This is a genomic window from Aquibaculum arenosum, from assembly GCF_029222965.1.
GTDB lineage: Bacteria > Pseudomonadota > Alphaproteobacteria > Kiloniellales > DSM-21159 > Aquibaculum > Aquibaculum arenosum.
In genome coordinates this window covers 136,137-157,815 of sequence record NZ_JARHUD010000005.1, presented here as the reverse complement: position 1 = coordinate 157,815, position 21,679 = coordinate 136,137, and the positions used below count along the sequence as shown (strand labels likewise).

26 protein-coding genes and 1 tRNA gene are annotated in these 21,679 nt (G+C 63.7%); 22 read left to right on the top strand and 5 right to left on the bottom strand.

All coding sequences use genetic code 11. The features are described 5' to 3' along the window. Positions 1-25: 25 nt before the first annotated feature. The 4 genes from P2G67_RS09685 to P2G67_RS09670 are packed head-to-tail and all read left to right on the top strand — an operon-like array spanning position 26 to position 3,593. Positions 26-1,102, top strand: a complete 1,077-nt coding sequence (locus P2G67_RS09685) for an ABC transporter ATP-binding protein (RefSeq protein WP_275822471.1) — start codon at positions 26-28, stop codon at positions 1,100-1,102. 18 nt (positions 1,103-1,120) lie between these two features. Then, positions 1,121-2,080 (top strand): 3,5-dioxohexanoate:acetyl-CoA acetone transferase, encoded by a 960-nt coding sequence (kce, locus tag P2G67_RS09680; RefSeq protein ID WP_275822469.1) that lies wholly within the window; start codon positions 1,121-1,123, stop codon positions 2,078-2,080. A gap of 7 nt (positions 2,081-2,087) precedes the next feature. Continuing rightward, positions 2,088-3,212 carry an NAD(P)/FAD-dependent oxidoreductase gene (locus P2G67_RS09675; protein WP_275822467.1) on the top strand — a complete coding sequence of 375 codons (1,125 nt, stop codon included), beginning with the start codon at positions 2,088-2,090 and terminating at the stop codon, positions 3,210-3,212. Positions 3,213-3,224: 12 nt separating this feature from the next. Continuing rightward, entirely contained in the window at positions 3,225-3,593 is a 369-nt protein-coding gene (locus P2G67_RS09670; protein ID WP_275822465.1) for a DUF423 domain-containing protein, read from the top strand. Between the two features lie 18 nt (positions 3,594-3,611). Here P2G67_RS09670 and P2G67_RS09665 read toward each other — a convergent pair whose 3' ends face one another. Further along, positions 3,612-4,727, bottom strand: coding sequence for a 2'-deoxycytidine 5'-triphosphate deaminase (locus tag P2G67_RS09665; protein ID WP_275822463.1), 1,116 nt, complete (start codon positions 4,725-4,727; stop codon positions 3,612-3,614). A 122-nt stretch (positions 4,728-4,849) separates the two neighbouring features. Between P2G67_RS09665 and P2G67_RS09660 the strand changes: the two genes are divergently transcribed. The 4 genes from P2G67_RS09660 to dxs all read left to right on the top strand — a co-directional run bounded on the left by P2G67_RS09660 (position 4,850) and on the right by dxs (position 9,036). Further along, entirely contained in the window at positions 4,850-5,779 is a 930-nt protein-coding gene (locus P2G67_RS09660; RefSeq protein WP_275822461.1) for a histone deacetylase family protein, read from the top strand. A gap of 40 nt (positions 5,780-5,819) precedes the next feature. Beyond that, positions 5,820-6,089: an exodeoxyribonuclease VII small subunit gene (locus P2G67_RS09655; protein ID WP_275822459.1), complete on the top strand. Its 270-nt coding sequence runs from the start codon at positions 5,820-5,822 to the stop codon at positions 6,087-6,089. Positions 6,090-6,107: 18 nt separating this feature from the next. Continuing rightward, positions 6,108-6,989, top strand: a complete 882-nt coding sequence (locus tag P2G67_RS09650; protein WP_275822457.1) for a polyprenyl synthetase family protein — start codon at positions 6,108-6,110, stop codon at positions 6,987-6,989. Between the two features lie 121 nt (positions 6,990-7,110). Continuing rightward, positions 7,111-9,036: a 1-deoxy-D-xylulose-5-phosphate synthase gene (gene dxs, locus P2G67_RS09645; RefSeq protein WP_275822455.1), complete on the top strand. Its 1,926-nt coding sequence runs from the start codon at positions 7,111-7,113 to the stop codon at positions 9,034-9,036. Here the strand turns inward: dxs and P2G67_RS09640 are convergent. Then, entirely contained in the window at positions 9,026-11,149 is a 2,124-nt protein-coding gene (locus tag P2G67_RS09640; RefSeq protein WP_275822453.1) for a S9 family peptidase, read from the bottom strand. The genes dxs and P2G67_RS09640 overlap by 11 nt on opposite strands. Before the next feature lie 68 nt (positions 11,150-11,217). Between P2G67_RS09640 and P2G67_RS09635 the strand changes: the two genes are divergently transcribed. After that, positions 11,218-11,718, top strand: coding sequence for an NUDIX hydrolase (locus P2G67_RS09635; protein ID WP_275822451.1), 501 nt, complete (start codon positions 11,218-11,220; stop codon positions 11,716-11,718). On the opposite strand, the gene P2G67_RS09630 is transcribed toward P2G67_RS09635, so the two are convergent. Then, complete coding sequence (locus P2G67_RS09630; RefSeq protein WP_275822449.1) at positions 11,705-12,169, bottom strand: outer membrane protein assembly factor BamE; 465 nt, start codon at positions 12,167-12,169, stop codon at positions 11,705-11,707. The genes P2G67_RS09635 and P2G67_RS09630 overlap by 14 nt on opposite strands. Positions 12,170-12,279: 110 nt before the next feature. On the opposite strand from P2G67_RS09630, the gene P2G67_RS09625 reads away from it, so the two are divergent. From P2G67_RS09625 to P2G67_RS09590, 8 genes are all read left to right on the top strand, one after another. Beyond that, complete coding sequence (locus P2G67_RS09625; protein ID WP_275822447.1) at positions 12,280-12,864, top strand: ubiquinol-cytochrome C chaperone family protein; 585 nt, start codon at positions 12,280-12,282, stop codon at positions 12,862-12,864. After that, a complete protein-coding gene (locus P2G67_RS09620; protein ID WP_275822445.1) occupies positions 12,861-13,493 on the top strand; it encodes a DUF177 domain-containing protein in 633 nt (210 codons plus the stop codon). The genes P2G67_RS09625 and P2G67_RS09620 overlap by 4 nt, the downstream gene beginning before the upstream one ends. Positions 13,494-13,602: 109 nt before the next feature. Then, entirely contained in the window at positions 13,603-13,788 is a 186-nt protein-coding gene (gene rpmF / locus P2G67_RS09615; protein ID WP_275822442.1) for a 50S ribosomal protein L32, read from the top strand. Positions 13,789-13,834: 46 nt separating this feature from the next. Continuing rightward, positions 13,835-14,887, top strand: a complete 1,053-nt coding sequence (plsX, locus tag P2G67_RS09610) for a phosphate acyltransferase PlsX (protein WP_322099686.1) — start codon at positions 13,835-13,837, stop codon at positions 14,885-14,887. After that, positions 14,887-15,861 carry a beta-ketoacyl-ACP synthase III gene (locus P2G67_RS09605; RefSeq protein ID WP_322099679.1) on the top strand — a complete coding sequence of 325 codons (975 nt, stop codon included), beginning with the start codon at positions 14,887-14,889 and terminating at the stop codon, positions 15,859-15,861. The genes plsX and P2G67_RS09605 overlap by 1 nt, the downstream gene beginning before the upstream one ends. A gap of 128 nt (positions 15,862-15,989) precedes the next feature. Continuing rightward, positions 15,990-16,292 carry an integration host factor subunit alpha gene (locus P2G67_RS09600; RefSeq protein WP_275822438.1) on the top strand — a complete coding sequence of 101 codons (303 nt, stop codon included), beginning with the start codon at positions 15,990-15,992 and terminating at the stop codon, positions 16,290-16,292. Positions 16,293-16,306: 14 nt separating this feature from the next. Continuing rightward, positions 16,307-16,708, top strand: coding sequence for a MerR family transcriptional regulator (locus P2G67_RS09595; protein WP_275822436.1), 402 nt, complete (start codon positions 16,307-16,309; stop codon positions 16,706-16,708). A 188-nt stretch (positions 16,709-16,896) separates the two neighbouring features. Next, a tRNA-Pro gene (locus P2G67_RS09590) sits at positions 16,897-16,973 on the top strand. Between the two features lie 38 nt (positions 16,974-17,011). On the opposite strand, the gene P2G67_RS09585 is transcribed toward P2G67_RS09590, so the two are convergent. Continuing rightward, entirely contained in the window at positions 17,012-17,461 is a 450-nt protein-coding gene (locus P2G67_RS09585) for a DUF6691 family protein (RefSeq protein ID WP_275822434.1), read from the bottom strand. Between the two features lie 5 nt (positions 17,462-17,466). Then, complete coding sequence (locus tag P2G67_RS09580; RefSeq protein ID WP_275822432.1) at positions 17,467-17,904, bottom strand: YeeE/YedE family protein; 438 nt, start codon at positions 17,902-17,904, stop codon at positions 17,467-17,469. Positions 17,905-18,163: 259 nt separating this feature from the next. Here P2G67_RS09580 and P2G67_RS09575 point away from each other — a divergent pair, with 259 nt between their 5' ends. The 5 genes from P2G67_RS09575 to gabD all read left to right on the top strand — a co-directional run bounded on the left by P2G67_RS09575 (position 18,164) and on the right by gabD (position 21,654). Continuing rightward, positions 18,164-18,604, top strand: coding sequence for a protein tyrosine phosphatase family protein (locus P2G67_RS09575; RefSeq protein ID WP_275822430.1), 441 nt, complete (start codon positions 18,164-18,166; stop codon positions 18,602-18,604). 15 nt (positions 18,605-18,619) lie between these two features. Further along, complete coding sequence (gene cutA, locus P2G67_RS09570) at positions 18,620-18,946, top strand: divalent-cation tolerance protein CutA (protein ID WP_275822428.1); 327 nt, start codon at positions 18,620-18,622, stop codon at positions 18,944-18,946. Between the two features lie 149 nt (positions 18,947-19,095). Further along, positions 19,096-19,293, top strand: coding sequence for a CsbD family protein (locus tag P2G67_RS09565; protein ID WP_275822426.1), 198 nt, complete (start codon positions 19,096-19,098; stop codon positions 19,291-19,293). Positions 19,294-19,461: 168 nt separating this feature from the next. After that, positions 19,462-20,061 carry a cysteine hydrolase family protein gene (locus tag P2G67_RS09560; RefSeq protein ID WP_275822424.1) on the top strand — a complete coding sequence of 200 codons (600 nt, stop codon included), beginning with the start codon at positions 19,462-19,464 and terminating at the stop codon, positions 20,059-20,061. A 108-nt stretch (positions 20,062-20,169) separates the two neighbouring features. Next, a complete protein-coding gene (gabD, locus tag P2G67_RS09555) occupies positions 20,170-21,654 on the top strand; it encodes an NADP-dependent succinate-semialdehyde dehydrogenase (RefSeq protein WP_275822422.1) in 1,485 nt (494 codons plus the stop codon). Positions 21,655-21,679 lie beyond the last annotated feature (25 nt).

The following is a 21,679-nucleotide window of genomic DNA, read 5'->3' as shown; positions in this document are numbered from 1 at the left end:
CATCGACCTGAGTTGAGGACCTGGCATGGCCGAGAGCAGCGCTGGCGCCGTCGAGTTGAAGCGCGTCATCAAGAACTTCGGCGAAGTACAAGCCGTTAAAGGTGTCGACCTGACGGTGGAAGCCGGTTCCTTTCTCACACTTCTCGGCCCGTCGGGCTGCGGCAAGACCACCATCCTGCGCATGGTGGCCGGCCTGGGGCAGCCCAGCAGCGGCGAGATATGGATCAAGGGGCGGCGCATCGATTCCGTGCCGATCCACAAGCGCAACCTGGGCCTTGTTTTCCAGAACTACGCTTTGTTTCCCCATAAGACCATTTTCGACAACATCGCCTTCGGCCTGCGGTACCGCAATGTGCCGAAGGCCGAGATTCGCGAGCGCGTTGCCCGGGCTCTGGAGATCGTGCGGTTGCCGGGCGTGGAGAAGCGCTTCCCTGCGCAGCTTTCCGGGGGCCAGCAGCAGCGCATTGCACTTGCGCGTGCGGTGGTCATCGAGCCGGACGTGCTGCTCCTCGATGAGCCGCTCAGCGCCCTGGACGCCAACCTGCGCGAGGAGATGCGCGTTGAGTTGAAGCGCATTCAGCGCGAGCTGGGCATCACCACGATATTCGTCACCCACGATCAGGCAGAGGCCCTGGCCCTGTCCGACAAGGTCGTGGTCATGAGCAACGGACTGAAGGAGCAGGAGGGGCATCCGGAGGAAATCTACAATCATCCCGCCTCGCGCTTCGTCGCCGAGTTCCTGGGCAACGCCAATCTGCTGCAGGGAACCGTTGAGGCGGAGGGCGTTCGGCTTCCGGATGGAACGCTGCTGCCGGTCGAAGAGCGAAACGGCTTTGCACCCGGAACCCCGTGTGACGTGGTCATCCGCGCGGAACGGATCCTACTGGCTGAGCAGCATAGGCCTGAAGCCGGTACGGCCGTCGTTGACGGCAGGGTGCGAGCCTTGGACTATCAGGGTGTGGCGGCACGCTATTTTGTCGACGCGCTGGGCACCAGTTTGCAGGTCATCAACCCGATCGATGAGCAGCCCCTGCGCGACGGCGCGGCCGTGCAACTGCGCATCCGCGCACGCGATTGCGTGCTGCTGTCAAAAGACTCCTGAGGAAACGAAAGGTCGCCCATGTCCACCACCGCCGAAACCGCCAAGCCTGCCGGCCGCAAGGTTATCATCACCTGCGCCGTAACGGGCTCTATCCATACGCCAACCATGACTCCGCATCTGCCCATCACGCCGGACGAGATTGCGACGGAGGCCGTGGCCGCGGCGGAGGCCGGCGCATCGATCCTGCATCTGCATGCCCGCGACCCGAAGGACGGCAAGCCGACTCCGGATCCGGCGGTCTTCATGGAGTTCCTGCCGCGCATCAAGCAGTCTACCGATGCGGTGGTGAACATCACCACCGGCGGCGGCCACGGCATGTCCCTGGAAGAGCGCCTGGCGGCGCCGCTCAAAGCCAGCCCGGAGATGTGCTCGCTCAATATGGGCTCGATGAACTTCGGGCTCTTCCCGCTGCTGGACAAGTACCCCTCCTTCCAGCACGAGTGGGAGCGCAAGCACCTGGAAAACAGCCGGGATTTCATCTTCCGGAACACTTTCAAGGACATCGAGCAGGTTCTTGCGCGCCTGGGCGAGGGCTGCGGCACCCGATTCGAGTTTGAGTGCTATGATGTCGGCCACCTCTACAACCTGGCCCACTTCCTTGACCGCAAGCTGGTGAAGCCGCCGCTTTTTGTGCAGACGATCTTCGGCATTCTGGGTGGAATCGGCCCGGACCCGGAGAACCTCATGCACATGCGCCGAATCGCCGACAAGCTCTTCGGCAATGACTATCAGTGGTCGATCCTGGCGGCGGGCCGCCATCAGATGCCGCTCTGCACCATGGGCGCGGTGATGGGTGCCAACGTGCGCGTCGGCCTCGAGGACTCGATCTACGTGGGCAAGGGCGAACTGGCGAAATCCAACGCCGATCAAGTGGCGAAGATCCGCCGCATTGTCGAAGACCTGTCCCTCGAGGTGGCCACACCGGCCGAAGCGCGTGCCCTGCTCGATCTCAAGGGCGGCGATCAGGTCGCATTCTGAGGACGTTATGAGCGAAAGCTATGACATCATCGTCGTAGGCGCCGGCATTGCCGGCGCCTCCGCCGCCGCACGCCTGGCCGCGGATGCGCGGGTCCTGCTGCTCGAGCGCGAGGAGCAACCCGGCTATCACTCCACCGGGCGTTCGGCGGCCATGTACATCGTGAACTATGGGCCGCCGGATGTGCGCGCGCTGTCCATTGCGGGGCGAGAGTTTTTCCTCGGTCCGCCCGAAGGTTTCGCGGACACGCCTCTGGTCAGCCCGCGCGGTGTGCTCATGCTCGCCCATCCGGGGCAGGAAGCCATCCTGGACAAGGAACTGGCCGCTTCGGTCGGCATGGAGGCAATCAGTCCGGAGACCGCCCGCGAACTCGTTCCCCTGCTGCGCCCGGAGGCCGTTGCGGCGGCCGGCTACGAGTCGGACGCTCAGGACATCGACGTTGCGGCCCTGCACCAGGGCTTCCTGCGCCTCTTCCGAGCGCGCGGCGGCCAGATGCAGCTCCGCGCCCCTCTGGACTCGGCCAAGCGGAAGAGTGGCGTCTGGGAAGTGACCACGCCTGCCGGCACATTCGAGGCGCCGATCCTGATCAACGCCGCCGGTGCCTGGGCCGACCTCACCGCCGAGGCAGCGGGTGTGCGGCCGCTGGGCATCCAGCCGAAGCGTCGGACCGCGCTGATCATCGATGGAGCGCCGGGAGAGCCGGGTTCGGCGCGCTGGCCGCTGATGGCTGACTGCGGAGAGACCTGGTATTGCCGCCCGGAAGCGACGCGCAAGCTCTTGGTCTCGCCGGCAGATGCAACCCCGACCGAGCCTTGCGATGCCCGGCCTGAGGAGCTGGACGTCGCGCTCGCCGTGGACCGCTTTCAGCAAGCAGTCGACCTTCCGGTGCAACGCATCGAGCACTCCTGGGCCGGGCTGCGCAGCTTTTCGCCCGATGGCTCCTTGGTCATCGGTTTCGATGCCGAAGCCGAGGGGTTCTTCTGGATGGCAGGGCAAGGCGGTTATGGCATTCAGACCTCGCCTGGCGCTTCGGCGCTCGCAGCCGCACTGGTGCGCAAAGAAAGCCTGCCGAGCTATCTGACCGCCGCTGGTGTCGATCCCCAGGCCCTATCGCCGGCTCGCTTCCGCCGTTAAGAGGCCATTGCGATGCGCATCTGGCTGTTTCTGGCGGCAATCAGCGGCTTCCTCGCAGTGGGCCTGGGCGCCTTTGCAGCCCATGGACTGCAAGGGCGCCTCGACGCCAAGGCGCTCGGTTGGATCGATACCGGTCTGCGCTACCAGATGTTTCACGCTCTGGCCTTCATAGGCGTTGCGCTCTTGAGCCGGGACGGCACGCAGTTGGCTTTGCAGATTGCCGGGTGGAGTTTTGCCGTTGGAACCCTGCTGTTCTGCGGCCTGCTCTACGCCATGGCCCTGGGCGCACCGCGCTGGCTGGGCGCCGTCGTGCCGCTAGGCGGGCTTGCCTTCCTCGGCGGCTGGGTCGCCCTGGCTTGGTTCGCGATGCGCCTGCGTTGAACCGAGGGCAGGGGGCGATCAGGCTCCGTTCCAACTCCGGAAGTGCTTGGACAGGGTGAGCCCCTGGCTGTGGTAGGAGGAGCCGATGCCGGCGCCGTATAGCTGGTCCGGCTCCGCTGCGAGGCGTTCGTACACCAGTCGGCCCACCGCCTGGCCGTGCTCCAAGACGAAGGGCACCTCGTGGGAGCGGACTTCCAATACAGCCCGGGTGCCCGCCCGTTCGGCCTTCCAGCCGAAACCAGGGTCGAAGAAGCCGGCATAGTGCACCCGGAACTCTCCGATCTGGGTGTCGTAGGGGATCATCTCCGCGGCATAGGCCGGCGGGATGCGCACCGATTCCCGTGATGCCAAAATGTAGAACTCGTCGGGATCCAGAACCAGGTCGCCACGGCGGCTGCCGGGCAGGGCCTCCCAGAAGTCGCGCGGGTCATAGTGGCCGATTCGATCCAGGTCGATGACGCCGGTGTGGCTTTTGGCGCGATAGCCCACAGGCGCACCCTCAGTCGCCTGAAGATCCACGGTGAAGACGAGGCCTCTACGGATCTGCGCGGCGGCCTCGTCGCCCAGCAACCCCACCTCCTCATGCAACTTCTCCAGTGCCCGGTCACCAACGTTTGGTGAACCTCGACGCAGGCGAAGCTGGTTCAAGCGAGCGCCTTCGCGCACCAGGATGGGGAAGGCGTTGGGCGCGATCTCGGCATAGAGCGGCCCTTGGTAGCCGGCCGGTACCATGTCGAAGGCGCCGGCCTCATCGACGATGAGGCGCGTGAAGACGTTCAGCCGGCCCGTGGAGGACTTGGGATTGGCCATGCCGGCGATCCGCCCGTTCAGCGCCAGGCGTTCCTGCAGCGGCACGATGTAGACGCACCCGGTCTCCAGCACCGCACCGCGCCGCAGGTCGATCTCGTGCATTGCCAGTTCGTCGATCCGCTCGGCCACCTTGCGGCCGGGGCCCGGAAGAAAGGATGCGCGCACGCGGTAAGCCAGGGGACCCAGGCGCAGATCCAGGCTGGCCGGCTGCACCTGTTCAGTTAGACCAGGATGTGGCGAACCAATCTCGCCGCTTTCGATTAAGGCGCGGATCGCCTGGGAGGGGAGAATCCCGGCGCCCTTCACTGCTGTTCCTTCCGCCAACGGCCTGTTCCCGATCCTAACTGCGCTGTGACAAGAAAGCGCATCGTGGTAGCAGGTGACACAAGGCGGCGCCAGCAGCGTAAACTGCACCGGTCGTGGCAGGTAACTCCAGCGAGGCAACAGTGAGCACAGTGTTATTCACCCACGAGGCCTGTTTCGGGCATGATATGGGGCGCTTCCATCCTGAAAGCCCGGCACGGCTCAAGGCCGTTCTGAGTGCGCTCGAAGGCCCGGCGTTCTCCTCCCTGCAGCGACGCGAAGCCCCCCGGGCCACTCGCGAGCAACTCGAACGTGTGCACCCAGCGGACTACGTCGAGCGACTCCTGGACCTTATTCCAAGCGACGGCGTGGTCGAACTGGACGATGACACCTCCGTATCTCCCGGATCCGGCGAGGCGGCACTGCGTGCAGCGGGGGCCGTTTGCGCTGCCGTCGATGCGGTGATCGCTGGCGAGGCCGACAACGCCTTTTGTGCTGTGCGCCCACCCGGTCACCACGCCGAACCGAGCAAGGCGATGGGCTTCTGCCTCTTTTCCAACGTCGCGATCGGCGCCCAGCAGGCGCGCGCCGTGCACAATCTGCATCGCATTGCCGTCATCGACTTCGATGTCCATCACGGTAATGGGACCCAGGCGGCCTTTTGGGACGACCCGGACCTGCTGCTGATCTCTTTGCACCAGTCACCCCTCTATCCGGGAACCGGGCTGCGAAGCGAACGCGGCTGCGCCGAGAACATCCTCAACATTCCCATGGCCCCAATGGCGAACTCAGAAGCCTTCCACAGTGCCTTCTCCCAGGAGGCGATCCCGCGGCTGGTGTCGTTTGATCCTGATCTGATCATGATCTCCGCCGGATTCGACGCGCATGAAGACGATCCCTTGGCCAGCCTGCGCTATCTAGAGGAGGATTTCGCCTGGGCCACCTCGGAGTTGCTCGCTGTCGCCAACCACGCGTGCCGGGGGCGCCTTGTGTCCTCGCTGGAGGGGGGCTACGACTTGGACGCATTGGGGCGCAGCGCCGCGGCACACGTTGGTGCGCTGCTTGCCGCCTGAGCCCTGACAGACACAGCAACAAATTCGGGAGTGCCGAGTGATGGCTGACACCCCTGCAACGGCCGCGCCCGTGGCGAAGGAAGACGTTACCAAGCTGAGCTTCGAAGAGGCTTTGGAAGAACTGAAGGATATTGTGAAGCGGCTGGAAAGTGGTGAAGGCCGCCTGGATGAGGCCATCGAGGCCTATGAACGAGGCGCGAACCTGAAGCAGCAATGTGAAAAGAAGTTGCAGGAAGCCCAGGCCAAAATCGAACGCATCGGGCTCGGGTCTGACGGTACGCCGACCACCTCGCCCTTCGAAAGCCAGTAGTGGGAAAGGCGACCGCGTATGTTGGAATGCCTGAGGCACGACGCGGCGCTGGTCGAGGCGGAGCTGGATCGGCTGTTGCCGCTGCCGGAGCGCGGGCCGAGGCGCCGCTTGCAGGAGGCCGTGCGCTACGCAGCGCTGGGTGGTGGCAAGCGCCTGCGGCCGTTTTTGCTCCTACAGTCAGCGCGGCTTTTTGAAGTCCCGGATGCCCGCGCCTTGCGGACGGCCGCAGCCCTCGAGATGCTGCACTGCTATTCGCTGGTGCATGACGACCTGCCTGCCATGGACGATTCCGACCTGCGTCGCGGGCGGCCGACGGTGCATCGCGCGTATGACGAGTCCACCGCCGTGCTGGTGGGTGACAACCTGCTGACTGAAGCCTTTGCGGTGCTGGCCGACCCCGCCACCCACCCTGACCCTGCCTTACGTTGCCGCCTGGTCGCGGGGCTTGCGAGGGCCGGTGGCTTAGGGGGAATGATCGGCGGACAGGCCATCGATCTGGCAGCCGAGCGCGCCGAACTGGAACTGCCGGGCATCGAGGAGTTGCAGGCCTTCAAGACTGGGGCTTTGATCGTGGAGGCCTGTCGCGCCGGCGCCATTCTCGGCGCAGCGGAGGAGGCGGACACGAAGGCTCTCGAACGCTATGCGCAGGCGCTGGGGCTGGCCTTCCAGATCGTGGACGATCTGTTGGATGCTGAGGGCGACGCTACCGCACTGGGCAAGCCGGTGGGCCAGGATGCTGCTGCCGGCAAGGCCACCTTTGTCGGGCATCTGGGAGTGGAGGGCGCGCGTCGCCGTGCCGAAGAGCTCGTGGACCGGGCCAAGGAGGCGCTGACGCCTTTCGGTCCACCGGCGGAAACGCTCCGCCAGACCGCAGACTTTGTTCTTACGCGACGAGCCTGAATGCTGCACAACCGAGTGCGCGTGGAAACCCGAGCCGCGTCCGCGCACTTCTTTGCATGAGCGGCCAAGAGGTGCGATTGTGCGCCCTTCGGGCCCCTGAGACACGAACCGATACGAGAGCATGAGCAAGACAGCGTTACTCGATACCGTCCGCCTGCCCCAGGATCTCCGCGCGCTGGAGGAAGGCGAGCTGCCGCGTCTGGCGGACGAATTGCGCAGCGAGTTGATCGATGCCGTGTCGGTGACGGGCGGGCATCTCGGCGCCGGCTTGGGCGTGGTCGAACTGACTGTCGCGCTCCACTACGTTTTCGACACGCCCCGCGACAAGCTTATCTGGGACGTGGGACATCAGTGCTATCCGCACAAGATTCTCACCGGCCGGCGTGATCGCATTCGCAGTCTGCGCCAGGCTGATGGTCTCTCCGGTTTCACGAGCCGTGCTGAGAGCGAATACGATCCTTTCGGCGCCGCCCACTCCTCCACCTCGATCTCGGCTGGCCTAGGCTATGCCGTGGCCCGGGATATGGCCGGCGAGGATTGGCGGGTGGTGTCCGTCATCGGCGACGGTGCCATGTCAGCCGGCATGGCGTATGAGGCGATGAACAACGCCGGGGCCAGCGGCTCGAAGCTGATTGTCGTGCTCAACGACAACGACATGTCCATCGCACCTCCGGTCGGCGCCATGAGCGGCCACCTCTCGCGCATCATCTCATCCAAGTCCTTCCACTCGGTCCGCTCTGTGGGCAAGCAGCTTTCGCGGCGTTTTCCCGGTCGGCTGAAGAGTGCGGCAGAGCGCTTCGACGAGTACGCGCGTGGCCTGATCACCGGCGGAACGCTCTTCGAGGAGCTGGGCTTCTTCTATGTCGGTCCGGTGGATGGGCACGATCTATCACAGCTTGTGCCGGTCTTGCGCAATGTCCGTGATCTGGAGCGCCAGGGACCGGTGTTGGTGCACGTCGTGACGCAGAAGGGCAAGGGTTACACCCCGGCCGAAGAGTCAGCCGACAAGTACCATGGTGTCGTGAAGTTCGACGTGGTCACCGGCAAGCAAGCCAAGCCCAAGCCCCAGGCGCCCTCCTACACCGGCGTCTTCGCGCAGGCGCTGATCGGCGAGGCGGAGCGGGACGAGAAGATTGTGGCTGTGACCGCAGCGATGCCATCGGGCACCGGCCTGGATAAGTTCGGCAGCCGCTTTCCCGAACGCTGCTTCGATGTCGGCATCGCCGAGCAGCATGCGGTGACCTTCTGTGCCGGTCTGGCCTGCGAGGGCTACAGGCCCTTTGCGACCATCTATTCCACCTTCCTGCAGCGGGCCTACGATCAGGTGGTCCATGACGTGGCGATCCAGAAGCTGCCGGTTCGCTTTGCCATCGACCGCGCCGGCTTGGTCGGTGCGGACGGTGTGACCCACCAGGGCTCCTACGACATCTCCTACCTCGCGTGCCTGCCGGGATTCGTCCTCATGGCGGCGGCCGACGAGGCTGAGCTGATGCACATGGTGGCGACCCAGGCGGCGCTGGACGAGGGGCCGTCGGCGCTGCGCTTCCCACGTGGGGAGGGCAGGGGCGTGGACCTGCCGGAGCGCGGTCAGGTCTTGGAGATCGGCAAGGGTCGGGTGCTGCGCGAAGGCACGAAAATCGCCATTCTCTCCTATGGTGCGCGCCTGGGTGAGGCACTGGAGGCCGCGGAAACTCTGGCTTCCAAGGGCCTGTCGACCACGGTTGCCGATGCCCGCTTTGCCAAACCCCTCGATCACGACCTGCTGCGCCGCCTGGCCAGCGAGCATGAAGTCCTGATCACGCTGGAAGAAGGCGCTGTGGGCGGCTTTGCTACGCAGGTGATGCAGCAGCTCGCCACGGAGGGCCTGCTGGATAGCGGGCAGTTGAAGTTGCGGCCACTGTGCCTGCCCGATCGCTTCATCGATCACGGCAAGCCGGCTGAGCAGCTGGCCTGGGCGGGACTGACGGCGGATGATATTGCCGCCACCGCTCTGCGCGCCCTGGGCTACAACGACGCCCCCGGACGCGAACGCCCCGCTACGGCGTAAGCGCCCTTTGCTCGGTCATGTCAAAGACCAGTAGCAAGAACGCATACACCAGAGCCACCTCCTCCAGCTTGTCGAAACGACCGGCGGCCCCGGCATGTCCGGCGCTCATATAGGTCTTGAGTAGGAGCTGGCGCTCGGCCGGCATGCAACTCCGCAGCTTTGCCACCCACTTCGCCGGTTCCCAATAGGTCACCCGCGGATCGGTTAGCCCGGCCGTTACCAGGATGTGTGGATAGGGGCGCTTGGCGACGTTCTGGTAGGGGCAGTAGCCGCGGATGCGCTCAAAGGCCTGCGGCGACTCCAAGGGGTTGCCCCACTCGTTCCATTCGGGCGGTGTGAGCGGCAGGGAGGCGTCGAGCATGGTGTTGAGGACGTCGACGAAGGGAACCTCTGCCACGGCGGCGTGAAACAGCTCTGGCGCCCGGTTGAGCACAGTTCCCACCAGCATGCCGCCCGCACTTCCGCCCTGGATGGCGATCCGTCCCTGCTGCGTGTAGCCCTCTGCGATCAGATGCCGGGCCGCAGCCGTGAAGTCGGAGAAGCTGTTCTCCTTGTGCTCCAGCTTGCCCGAGCGGTACCAGGCCCAGCCCTTGTCGGTGCCGCCGCGGATGTGCGCGACGGCGTGGATAAAGCCGCGGTTGACCAGACTGAGCCGGTTGGGCTGGAAGGCGGCGGGAATCGAGAGTCCGTAAGAACCGTAGCCGTACAGCAGCAGCGGCGCCGCGCCGTCCAGCGCAGTGCTGCGATGACGCAGAAGGGTGATGGGAATCTTCTCCCCGTCCTCAGCCGGTGCTTCCAGCCGCTCCACCACATAATCAGCCGGATTGTGCCCGCTGGGGACTTCCTGCTCCTTGCGCAGAACGCGTGCTCGCGTGTTCAGGTCGTAGTCCCAGGTGCGCTGAGGTGTTGTGGGAGAGGAGTAGACGAAGCGCAGGCTCGCCGTGTCGTACTCATAACCCGGAACCAGTCCCAGGGCATAGGCGGCCTCATCGAAAGCCACCTCATGGCGCGCGCCGTCGGACAAGCGCATGACGAAGAGGCAGGGGAGCGCGTGACGGCGTTCGAGCAGGATTAGGTGGTCGCGTAGAAGCAGCAGATCGAGTCGCAAGCGCCCGGCTTCGTGGGGCAGGATCTCGCTCCAGGACTCCCGCCCAGGCCGGTCCTCCGGGGCTTCCATCAGCTTGAAGTCCTCAGCGCCCTCCCGGTTGGTCAGAATCAGAAAGCAGTTGCGCGGGGCGTCATGCTCCAGGCTGTAGCGTTCTTCCGCGACCCGGGGGGCGACCAGTTGGGGTGAGGACTCCGGCAGGTCGGCATCGATCAGATGCAGTTCGCTGGTCACGTGATCGTGAGCCGAGACGACGATGAAGCGCCGAGAACTGGTTGTGGAGAGGCCGAGGAAGAATCCGGCATCCGCTTCCTGATAGATCAGGACATCATCGGCCGGTTCGCTGCCAATGCGGTGGCGCAGCACCTTGCACGGCCGGTGCTGGGCGTCGAGCACGACGTAGAAGAGGAAACGACCGTCGTTGCTCCAGGCCAGATCGCCGCTGCCATCGACCAGCACCTCGGGAAGATCCCGATCGCTTGCCAGGTCGCGAATGCGAATGCGGCAGTATTCGGAGCCGGCCTCGTCGACCGCGTAGGCGAGCAGGCGGTGATCGGGCGAGTGGGCGGCTGCGTGCAGGTCGAAGAAGGCCTTTCCCTCGGCCAGGCGATCACAGTCGAGGAGCATTTCTTCTCCAGACTCCGAATCGCGCGGTTGACGGCAAAGCAGCGGGTGCTGCCCGCCCTGCCGAAAGCGGGAATAATATTGCCAGGGCCCGTCGGGGAGGGGCACGGAGGCGTCATCATCCTTCAGGCGGCCTTTGAGTTCCTGGAACAGCTGTTGGCGCAATCCGTCCGTTGGTGCCAGAACCGCATTGGTCCAGCGGTTCTCCCCTTCAAGGTACGCGCGAATCTCCGGGTCTAGCCGCTCCGGTTCACGCATAACCTCCTGCCACGACGGATCGCGCAGCCAGGCATAGTCGTCGACCAAGGTGATCCCGTGCACCACCGAAGTCTGGCGCCGGCGCGGCGCGAGCGGAGGCTCGGTTCGAGATGAAGGCTCCGTCATGTCTCTTGTCTCCTGAACGGCCGGACTGCTGCTACATAGGGGGTGTGAGGGATTGGAGGAAATGGCCGATGGTACAGAACACGTCCCGGGGCCGTGCACTGGCCCGCCGGCTCTGGTTAAGCTGTCCGCCGGGCCTGCGCCGCACGGCCGTGGCCGGATTGAACGACCGCTTCACCGTAGCGGTTCTGGGCGTCTTCTTCGATCCCCGCGGCCGGGTTCTGCTGCTGCGCCATCTCTGGCACGCCAGGGACGGCTGGGCGCTGCCATCCGGCTTCATCGAGGCGCGCGAAACGCCGGAAGCTGGACTGCTACGTGAACTGCGGGAAGAAACCGGTCTCGAGGGCGAGGACCTACATCTGCTGGAAGCCAGGACGATCGCCGCGCGCAAGCACCTCGAACTCTTCTTCTGGGGATCGGTCGCCACCCCGGAGCCAGTTATCCTGAACTACGAGATCCGCGAGGCGGGATGGTTTGCGCCCGACGCTTTGCCGGCTGGCCTAAGCGAAGCCCATCGGGGACCGATCGCCGAGGCCCGGACACGCGTTCAGGCTGAGGTCAGTCGGTGTTGAAGCGGCCGAGATTTCCCAGGAACTGCTGCACGATGGTGATGTCCTGGCCCTCAGTTGGGGTCTCCCGCTCGACGAGTTCGACCTCCTGGCCATCCTCAAGGCCGTAGAGATTCACCTGTGACACGCGGTCCGTTTCATCGAACAGCACTTCCACGACTTGCCGTTCCGTCACCTCTGGATCGAAAAAGGCCACCTTCTCGGTGCGCTGTCCGATGTAATACCAGACCGGTCCCTGAAAGCTCGAAACCGTGGAGGGGGTGCCGAGGATGTAGAGTACATCGTCGCGCGTCGACATGCCGGGTCTCACCTCGGACACGACAGCCGGATCAAAGCGCATGCCGCGGTTGTCCACTCTAGGGCTGCAGGCTGCCAGCGATGCCGCCAGGGCAAGGCCGACAAGGCCGGCGCGCAGCAAGCCTCGTGTGGAAGCTGGACCTCTCGAAGATGTCATGGACTCTACTCCGCCGCCACCGCGGCCGCAAAATGACTGTTACGCCGCTTGATTAACCCCGGCCGCTCGGCCATTTCAAGGTTCGGCAGGACTATAAGGGCCCAGACGTCATGATGCGATCACTGTTTCAGCGCGTGTTTCCCGGCAATCCGCTAGAGGAGCCGGCGCGTGCGCTGTACGAGAGCATCGTCCATCAGGCGCGCTGCCCTCAGTTCTATTCAGTGTGCGGCGTTCCGGACTCGACCGATGGACGTTTCGAAATGCTGCTGCTGCACACCGCCCTGATAATGCGCCGGTTGCGGCAGGAGGGTGAAACGGCTGCCGGGCTGCGCCAGACGCTGTTCGACACGCTGATCTTCGATATGGACCAGTCCTTGCGGCAAAGCGGGGTGGGCGACCTCAAGGTCGGGCCGAAGCTCAAGCGGATGGGTGAAGCCTTTTATGGGCGCTCTAAGGCCTACGACGACGGCCTGGACAGTAGCGACGCGACCGACCTGCGTGAAGCGCTCGTGCGAAACGTCTATGGCACCACCGCCGCGCCTTCTGATGCTGCACTCGACGCATTGGCTTACTACATGAGGGAGTCGGACGGGCTGCTGGCTCAGCAGGATCGGGCTGCTCTTCTTAAAGGACAGCCTGGTTTCGCCGCTCCGCCAGCGCCAGAGGCTGTGTCACAACAAGCCCTCACGTCTTGACGCGGAGCATCTGGGCATCGAGGTGTGTCGAAGGCCCGGCAGGAACACAGCCGAGCCAAGATTGGGCAAGGATCATGTCAGAAACCAAAACCAACGAGTTTTCGCGACCTCTCGTACTGGCCCAGATCGGCGACCGCGAGAGCCGGCACAGGATTGCCGCCGAGGAAGAAGAGCGTTCAGCTCTGGCCAAACGTCTTGACCTTCAAGGCATTGATCGGCTGGAAGGTGAACTTGCGGTGCGGCGCGTTCGCGGAGGCGCTGCCCTGAAGGTTTCCGGGTCGCTGAACGCGGAGGTCACGCAGACCTGCATTGCAACGCTCACGCCGCTCCCCGCAGAGGTGCAAGACAACTTTTTGGAAAGTTTTGCGTTGGAGAGCAAAGGGGCAGAGGCAACCGAGATTGATCTCTCCCTAGCGGAAGAAGATGGCATCGAGCCGCTTGGCCCGGAACTCTATGCCAACGGTACCTTTGACCTTGGGGAGCTTCTGGTGCAACTTCTCGCCGAACGACTGGACCCCTATCCGCGGCATGCAGATGCGCCCCCCGCCGAGGGTGAGTGGGGCGCAGCCGCAAATGGGGAAAGCGAAGCCAGTCCCTTCGCCGAGCTTGCCCGGAAGTTGAAGCAGTAGCAGCATGCCCGTATGGCTGTCAGCGTCGGGCTTGTGACAGCGGAGTATTTTCTGTAACTAACGGCGCGCCGCCGCTGGGGTGGTCTGCGCTTATTGCGAGAGTAGAATCATGGCAGTACCTAAGAAAAAAGTTTCCAAGTCCCGGCGCGACATGCGCCGCTCCCACGACGCGCTCAAGTCTCCGTCCTATGTCGAGGACCAGGACAGCGGCGAGTTGCGGCGTCCGCATCACATCGATCTAAAATCGGGTATGTACCGGGGCCGTCAGGTTCTAGAGCCCAAGAGCGATTTCTGATCGGTCCGCTGTGATGCGACGGACGCCGCAGCACTAGGTCATGGTCGTGGGTGGTCGGCTCACTCTGGCACTGGACGCGATGGGCGGGGATCATGCCCCGTCCGCCGTTGTGCGCGGCGCCAACTTGGCCCTGCGACGCCATCCGGATACGGAGTTTCTGTTTTTCGGACGGGAAGGGGACTTGCGTCCTCTGATCGACCGGATGCGGAAACTGCGCGGTGTCTCTCAGATCGTGCACACCGAGTCCGTGGTGGCGGCCGACGAGAAGCCCTCCGTGGCTCTGCGGAGCGGGCGTAAGTCTTCCATGCGGCTTGCGATCGACGCCGTGCGCGACGGCCAAGCCAATGCTGTGGTGTCTGGTGGCAACACCGGTGCGCTGATGGCCATGGCGAAGTTCGCACTGCGCACGCTTCCGGGTGTGGATCGACCGGCAATCAGCTCCTTCTTCCCCACGTTGCGCGGGGAAACGGTGATGCTCGACCTTGGCGCCAATGTGGTCTGTGATGCGCGCAATCTGGTCCAGTTTGCGGTTATGGGAAACTGCTTCTGCCGTAGCGTGCTTGGCATCCCTGATCCCACCTACGCGCTTCTGAACGTCGGTTCGGAGGACATGAAGGGTGGAGAGACGCTGCAGGAAGCGGCTGCCATTTTGCGCAACCTCGCACTGCCAGGCAGCTTCGTCGGCTTTGTGGAGGGCGATGACATCGCCAAGGGCACGGTGGATGTCGTGGTGACCGATGGCTTTACCGGCAACGTGGCGCTGAAAACCGCCGAGGGCACGGCGACGCTGTACAGCGAGTTCCTGCAGCGCACCTTCCGGAGCTCGCTCTTGGCGGGATTGGGGTATCTTCTGGCTCGGCCGGCGATGCACAAGCTGCGCAAGCGTGTCGACCCGCGGCGCTATAATGGAGCTGTCTTTCTCGGCTTGAACGGCATAGCCGTGAAGAGCCATGGAGGAACCGACGCCCTGGGCTTCGCCCATGCCATCGGCGTGGCTGTCGATCTGGCCCGGCACGGTTTCCTGGATGCAATGCGTAAGGATCTTGAGGGGGTGGCAGACGTGCTGAGCAATCCACAGGTACAGGCGGCAGCCGTCTGATGACCCAGCGTTCCGTTATTGTGGGTTGTGGTTCCTATCTGCCCCAGCACATCCTGACCAACCAGGATCTGGCAACCCGCCTCGATACCTCCGACGAGTGGATCCGCGATCGCACGGGCATTCGCCAGCGTCACGTCGCTGCTGAAGGCGAAATGACCTCGGATCTGGCTTTGGCGGCCGCCAAAGACGCCCTGCAGTCCGCCGAAATGCCGGTAGAGGATCTGGACCTCATCGTCTGTGCCACATCGACCCCGGACGAGACCTTCCCGGCCACGGCGACACGAGTGCAGGCGCGGCTGGGCATGACCCGCGGGGCTGCCTTCGATGTGCAGGCCGTGTGCAGCGGGTTCGTCTATGCCTTGGCTGTGGCGGACAATTTCGTGCGCGCCGGTCAAGCCCGTAACGTCCTGGTCATCGGTGCGGAAACCTTCAGCCGTATTCTCGACTGGGAAGACCGGTCAACCTGCGTACTGTTCGGTGATGGGGCAGGGGCCGTGGTGCTTTCCGCCCAGCCGCATAACGGCGCTGACCGCCAGCGCGGCGTCCTCTCTACGCACATTTATTCCGACGGTCGGCATCATGATGCCCTCTACGTGGACGGCGGCCCATCTTCGACACAGACCACCGGCTTGCTGCGTATGCAGGGCCGTGAGGTGTTCCGCCATGCCGTGGTCAAGATGGCGGCAGCCATCGACACGGCACTGGAGCACAATGGCCTGACCCCGGGTGACATCGATTGGCTCGTTCCGCATCAGGCGAACATTCGAATCATCGAAGCCATGGCCAAGCGCCTTAACCTGCCGCGTGATCGCGTGGTGGCGACAGTAGATCGCCACGCCAACACCTCGGCTGCCTCCATTCCCCTGGCGCTGGCAGAAGCGAGCAGAGACGGTCGTCTACAGCAAGGTGACCTAGTGCTACTGGAAGCCATGGGCGGCGGCTTCACCTGGGGCTCGGCCGTCATTCGCTGGTAAGAACCGGCCCTCCCACCCATCAGGTACCTGCGGCCACCCTCTGCTCCCGGAAAAGTCACGGGCCTCAAGCATGATTGACCGCTATAACGCCTTGCGATAACGTTTTGAAAAGTCACACGGAGGCGGGCATGGCTGGGCGAACGATCACGCGTGCAGACTTGGGGGAAGCCGTCTACCAAGAGGTGGGGTTGTCTCGCAACGAGTCGTCGGAACTGGTTGAAATGGTTCTGGACGAGATGTCCGACGCCTTGGTGCGCGGAGAATTGGTCAAGATCTCCTCATTCGGCACATTCACATCGCGCGAGAAGGGTGAACGAATCGGGCGAAATCCGAAAACCGGTGAAGAAGTGCCCATTCTGCCCCGTCGCGTGCTGGTGTTTCGCGCCTCTCACGTGTTGAAGAATCGCATCAACAGTGGCCGCCGGGCCTGAAGGCCGGAGAGTTTATGAGCGCTCTACGCCAAGACGGAAAATCCGCCGCCGCCTTTCGCACCATCAGCGAAGTTGCGAAGGAGTTGGAGGTTGAGCAGCACGTGCTGCGCTTCTGGGAAACCAAGTTTCCGCAGGTCAAACCACTCAAGCGCGGCGGTGGCCGCCGCTACTATCGCCCGGAAGACATCGAACTGCTGCGCCGCATTCGCGACCTGCTGCGCGAAGACGGTTTCTCCATACGCGGTGTGCAGAAGCTTCTGAAGGAAAACGGGGTACAGGCCATCGTCAAGGGCGAGGAGAAGCGCCCAGTGGCGCCGCCCGATACGGATCCGGTGCAGGACGACAAACGCGCAAAACTGGGCGAGGTGCTGCGCGAGCTCAAAGAGGTCCAGGGGCTGTTGCAGGCCTCGCGGTGAAGCACCTGAACGGGAGCCAGCATTTACGATCTAATTGGTTTCTGTTTGTAGTATGTTATGGGACGCAATTAGTTTTTTGCATAAGCGATCATACACTCCGGAAAAGCAGCAGTGCGAGCGTTGTCAGACCGGGGCCGGGTCGTTATATAGAAGCCAGCCGAACGACAGTGCGTTCGGCCCCCAAGTGACGGAGCGTAGCGCAGTCTGGTAGCGCATCAGTCTGGGGGACTGGGGGTCGTGGGTTCGAATCCCGCCGCTCCGACCAACGAAGAACCCGGCAGGGCATCCCTGCCGGGTTTTTTGTCATTGCCCGTAGGCTATATCGTGGCCCGGAGCGGTCAGTCGCCGATAGGCGAGCATGCCCAGCAGCATGAAAGCGACGAAAATCACCGTTTCCATGCGCCCGAACGCGAGACCGGCAATCGCTGGTCCGGGGCAGTAGCCGACTAGGCCCCAACCCGCACCAAACAGCAAAGCACCGCCGATCAACCGACCATCAAGGTTACGGCGCTGAGGCGTGTCAAATCGATCTCCCAGGATCGGTGCTTCACGACGCCTGGCGATATAAAATCCCGGCGCGGCGAACAGCAGCGCAGCGCCCATCACCAAGCCCAGGCTGGGGTCCCAGGTGCCGGTCGCAATGCCGCCGAAGTCAAGAAAGGCGACCACCTTCTCCGGATTCACCATCTGAGAAATGGTCAGGCCGATACCGAACAGCAGGCCGGCGAGAAGCCCTACAAGCGGGAAGAGCATGTTCGTCAGCCTCCGATCACGTGGCGTGCGATAAAGACCACCGCAGCGCCGGCAGCCATGAACAGGCCCGTGGCCACCAGGGAGCGCGGTGACAAACGAGCGATGCCGCAGACGCCGTGCCCGCTTGTGCATCCGCTGCCAAGGCGTGTGCCAAAGCCCACCAACAGTCCACCCAGCACAAGGGTCGGCCAGCTGGCTTCGATGGTGATCTCGGGTGGAGCCGCGTTCAGCGCGGATCCGATGATCATCACCACGAACGGCCCAAGCAGCAGCCCGATCACGAAGGGGAGGCGCCACGGCGCCCCACTTCGCCCGGGTGTGAGGAGCGAACCAATGATGCCGCTTATGCCAGCGATGCGTCCCAAGGACAGGAGCAACAGTGACGCCGAAAGTCCTATGAAGGCTCCACCAATCAGAGCCGATACAGGGGTGAAGTTCTCCATGCCAGCTCTTCTCCTCCTTCAATGCTGTTCCGCGATCCAGCTAAGCTGCTCACAGCTTGTGTTGCAGCGCAACAATGCTCCCGTGCGCCGCCGCCAGCGCACTACAAGGATCGGTATCTAGGCGCAGGTACCCTTCCTTGACCCGGAAGCCAAATGTCGCATGCTCGCCTTTGTTGCCTGATCCAATGTACTTCAGTCTTGCGACGCCGGCTGGCCTCCAGGCTGCATCCACACTACCCAACCCAGAGAAGGGGAACAGATGACCACACTGACAAAACTGGACGAGAGCCTCTATGTCGCCGGGCAGATCGTCGACGCAGACGTGGACAGCCTGCGCGACGCGGGGATCGTGGCCATCATCAACAATCGGCCGGATGGCGAGGAGGCGGGTCAGCCCAGCGCTGACGAGGCCAGACGCTTCTTCGAGGAACAGGGCTTCAGTTACCATCATGTTCCCGTAACCATGGACACCTTGGGTCCCGAGGTGGTCGAGGATTTCCGCGCCGTGCTGAATCAAGCCAGCGGCCCGGTTGTGGCGCACTGCCGCTCAGGCATGCGCAGCACCCTGCTCTGGGCCCTTGCAGAAGCCCGCTACGGCAGCCAGAGCGCCGAAGCCATAATGGCGCAGGCTAAGTCCGCCGGCTACGATCTCACCTCTGCGCAGGGCCTACTGGAGCAGATTGCCGCAATGCCGCGGTAAAGGAGTGGGTCGCGAATGGCCGATGCAGCATTGATCTACATTACCCACGAGGATGAGGAGAAGGCGCGCGCGTTGGGGCGGGCGCTGGTGGAGGCGCGGCTGGCCGCCTGCGCCAATGTGCTGGGTCCGATGACTCCGATCTACCGGTGGCAGGGAGCGATCGAGGAGGGCAGGGAGGTTGTGCTGTTGGCCAAAACACGGGCAGACCTCGTCTCGAAAGTGACCGATTTCGTCCGAGACTGGCACGACTATGACTGCCCCTGTGTGCTCGCCTTGCCCGTGATCGGGGGGAATCAGGAGTTTCTTGACTGGATCAAGGCTGAGACGATCGCGCCAGACTGATGCATCTCATCCAATCCCAGTTTCCGGCAGCCGCAGTCTCCCGGTTAGGGCCATTGGTCAGAGGGCGTGGATGGAACCTCAAAGGCCTCAGACATGTTCCCACTTGGAGGCCGCACTGCACCGGCCTACTTTTTGGAGGACAGACTGGAATGAACAGCGACAAGCTTGCTGGAAACTGGAAACAGCTGCGCGGGAAAGCCCAGGAGAAGTGGGGAAAGCTGACCAATGACGATCTGGATGTGATCGAGGGCCAGCGTGATCAACTCGTGGGCCGGATTCAGGAGCTCTACGGGAAAACCAAGGAAGAAGCCGAGCGCGAGGTCGACGAGTTCTCCAACCAACCTTGAGCCTTGCTCGAAAGCGCCTGCCGGAGCCGCACCTAGCGGCTCTTCCGGCAGGCGCCAAAGGCTTGCAGAAAAGAGCAGGCGGCGGATGAGCCGCTTGTTCTGCCCATTTCCCTGCCGGCCACTTTGCTCTAGCCTTCCGCAATCGCAGCAAGGGGAAGGCAGAAAACCGTGGCACTACCGAAGACCCTGATGGAAATGGCTGGCGTGCCCGCACAGCCGCATGCGCTTGCGTCGAGCGCACTCATCATCATCGACGCCCAAAACCAGTATCTCAGCGGCCCGCTGGCGCTGAGCGGAATCGCGGCGGCACTGGAAGAAGGTGAGCGCCTGCTCCAGGCCGCGCGCGACGCCGGCACCCCTATCATTCACGTCAAGCACCGCGGTGCGGCCGGCGGCGCCTTCGACCCGGACACGCCGGCCTTCGAGATCGCCGATCCCGTTGCCCCACGCGACGGCGAAGCGGTCGTGGAGAAGCGCCTTCCCAACGCCTTTGCCGGGACCGATCTGGATGAACGCCTGAAGGCAGCCGGGGTAAAAACCTTGATCGTTGCGGGCTTCATGACCCACATGTGCGTCAGTTCGACCGTTCGTTCGGCGCTCGATCATGGCTACGGGACCACCGTGGTCGCCAATGCCTGTGCGACGCGCGACCTTCCTGACGGTGAGGGTGGTGTGCTGAGCGCAGATGGGTTGCACCGGGCCGAGTTGGCAGCCTTGTCGGATCGTTTCGCCATCATCGTGCCGGACACCGCTGCCCTGCTCGGCTAATCGCCGGCCTTGCCGGACGGCCAGCGCATTTTATCATCATCGCCAGCCGGAACCCACGAGGTTCCGCTGCAGTCGTTTCAGCCTCGCTTTTTTCAAGGAGGAAAGACCATGTCGACACTCGCCAAGGCTGCCGAGAATGGCGCCCCGCAACTCAACAATCCCAAACTCTTTCGCCAGCAGTGCTACATCGACGGTGCCTGGCTCGATGCCGACAGTGGCAAGGTCAAGGAGGTCACCAATCCGGCCACCGGAGAGCTTCTCGGCACCATCCCGGATATGGGTGCCGACGAGACGCGCCGCGCCATCGAGGCTGCGAACCGGGCGCTGCCGGCCTGGCGCGCCAAGACCGCCAAGGAGCGCTCGAACATCCTGCGGCGCTGGTTCGACCTGATGATGGCGCAGCAGGATGATCTCGGCCTGCTGCTGACCCTGGAACAGGGCAAGCCCCTGGCTGAAGCCAAGGGCGAGATCGCCTATGGCGCCTCCTTCATCGAATGGTTCGCCGAAGAGGCCAAGCGCATCTACGGCGACGTCATCCCGCAGCACCAGGGCGACAAGCGCATTGTCGTGGTGAAGCAGCCGGTGGGCGTTGTCGGCGCGATCACGCCTTGGAACTTCCCCAATGCCATGATCACCCGCAAGGCCGGCCCGGCGCTGGCAGCGGGCTGCACCATCGTCATCAAGCCCGCCACGCAGACGCCCTACTCAGCCCTGGCGATGGCAGAGTTGGCCGAGCAGGCCGGTATCCCGGCCGGGGTGTTCAACGTCGTCACCGGCTCTGCGAAGGGCATCGGCGGCGAGATGACCTCCAACCCCATCGTGCGCAAGATCACCTTCACCGGCTCCACCGAGGTGGGCAAGCTGCTGATGGAGCAGTCCGCCTCCACCGTGAAGAAGGTCTCCATGGAATTGGGCGGCAATGCGCCCTTCCTCGTCTTCGACGACGCCGATCTGGATGCGGCCGTGGAAGGCGCGATGATGAGCAAGTTCCGCAACACCGGGCAGACCTGCGTGTGCGCCAACCGCATTCTGGTGCAGTCGGGCGTCTACGATGCCTTCGCCGAAAAGCTGGCCGCTAAGGTGAAGGAACTGAAGGTGGGCAACGGCCTCGAGGAGGGCGTGTCCCAGGGTCCGCTGATTGACGAGGCCGCGGTGGAGAAGGTTAAGGAACACATCTCCGACGCCGTGTCCAAGGGTGCCCAGGTCGCCATTGGCGGCGCACCCGACGCCAAGGGCGGCACCTTCTTCCAGCCGACTGTTCTCACCGGCGTCACCACCGAGATGAAGGTGACAAAGGAGGAGACCTTCGGTCCCGTGGCACCGCTGTTCCGCTTCGAAACGGAAGAGCAGGGCATCGCCATGGCAAACGATACCGAGTTCGGCCTGGCCTCCTACTTCTACGCCCGCGACGTCGGTCGCATCTGGCGCGTCGGCGAGGGCCTGGAAAGCGGCATCGTCGGTATCAACACCGGCATCATCTCGACGGAAGTGGCCCCCTTTGGCGGCGTCAAGGAGTCGGGCGTCGGTCGCGAAGGCTCCAAGTACGGCATCGATGACTTCCTCGAGATCAAGTACATGTGCATGGGCCTGTAAGCACCTTGTCACCCGCCGCCCTGGT

What these genes read in the sequence shown, in the direction of transcription:
- P2G67_RS09600 (WP_275822438.1), top strand. Translation starts at nt 15,990, where the DNA reads ATGGCTGGGCGAACGATCACGCGTGCAGACTTGGGGGAAGCCGTCTAC.
- P2G67_RS09580 (WP_275822432.1), bottom strand. Translation starts at nt 17,904, where the DNA reads ATGGAGAACTTCACCCCTGTATCGGCTCTGATTGGTGGAGCCTTCATA.
- cutA (WP_275822428.1), top strand. Translation starts at nt 18,620, where the DNA reads ATGGCCGATGCAGCATTGATCTACATTACCCACGAGGATGAGGAGAAG.
- P2G67_RS09685 (WP_275822471.1), top strand. Translation starts at nt 26, where the DNA reads ATGGCCGAGAGCAGCGCTGGCGCCGTCGAGTTGAAGCGCGTCATCAAG.
- P2G67_RS09595 (WP_275822436.1), top strand. Translation starts at nt 16,307, where the DNA reads ATGAGCGCTCTACGCCAAGACGGAAAATCCGCCGCCGCCTTTCGCACC.
- dxs (WP_275822455.1), top strand. Translation starts at nt 7,111, where the DNA reads ATGAGCAAGACAGCGTTACTCGATACCGTCCGCCTGCCCCAGGATCTC.
- P2G67_RS09670 (WP_275822465.1), top strand. Translation starts at nt 3,225, where the DNA reads ATGCGCATCTGGCTGTTTCTGGCGGCAATCAGCGGCTTCCTCGCAGTG.
- P2G67_RS09625 (WP_275822447.1), top strand. Translation starts at nt 12,280, where the DNA reads ATGATGCGATCACTGTTTCAGCGCGTGTTTCCCGGCAATCCGCTAGAG.
- P2G67_RS09630 (WP_275822449.1), bottom strand. Translation starts at nt 12,169, where the DNA reads ATGACATCTTCGAGAGGTCCAGCTTCCACACGAGGCTTGCTGCGCGCC.
- P2G67_RS09605 (WP_322099679.1), top strand. Translation starts at nt 14,887, where the DNA reads ATGACCCAGCGTTCCGTTATTGTGGGTTGTGGTTCCTATCTGCCCCAG.
- P2G67_RS09565 (WP_275822426.1), top strand. Translation starts at nt 19,096, where the DNA reads ATGAACAGCGACAAGCTTGCTGGAAACTGGAAACAGCTGCGCGGGAAA.
- P2G67_RS09675 (WP_275822467.1), top strand. Translation starts at nt 2,088, where the DNA reads ATGAGCGAAAGCTATGACATCATCGTCGTAGGCGCCGGCATTGCCGGC.
- P2G67_RS09650 (WP_275822457.1), top strand. Translation starts at nt 6,108, where the DNA reads ATGTTGGAATGCCTGAGGCACGACGCGGCGCTGGTCGAGGCGGAGCTG.
- rpmF (WP_275822442.1), top strand. Translation starts at nt 13,603, where the DNA reads ATGGCAGTACCTAAGAAAAAAGTTTCCAAGTCCCGGCGCGACATGCGC.
- P2G67_RS09635 (WP_275822451.1), top strand. Translation starts at nt 11,218, where the DNA reads ATGGTACAGAACACGTCCCGGGGCCGTGCACTGGCCCGCCGGCTCTGG.
- kce (WP_275822469.1), top strand. Translation starts at nt 1,121, where the DNA reads ATGTCCACCACCGCCGAAACCGCCAAGCCTGCCGGCCGCAAGGTTATC.
- P2G67_RS09640 (WP_275822453.1), bottom strand. Translation starts at nt 11,149, where the DNA reads ATGACGGAGCCTTCATCTCGAACCGAGCCTCCGCTCGCGCCGCGCCGG.
- P2G67_RS09585 (WP_275822434.1), bottom strand. Translation starts at nt 17,461, where the DNA reads ATGCTCTTCCCGCTTGTAGGGCTTCTCGCCGGCCTGCTGTTCGGTATC.
- gabD (WP_275822422.1), top strand. Translation starts at nt 20,170, where the DNA reads ATGTCGACACTCGCCAAGGCTGCCGAGAATGGCGCCCCGCAACTCAAC.
- P2G67_RS09655 (WP_275822459.1), top strand. Translation starts at nt 5,820, where the DNA reads ATGGCTGACACCCCTGCAACGGCCGCGCCCGTGGCGAAGGAAGACGTT.
- P2G67_RS09575 (WP_275822430.1), top strand. Translation starts at nt 18,164, where the DNA reads ATGACCACACTGACAAAACTGGACGAGAGCCTCTATGTCGCCGGGCAG.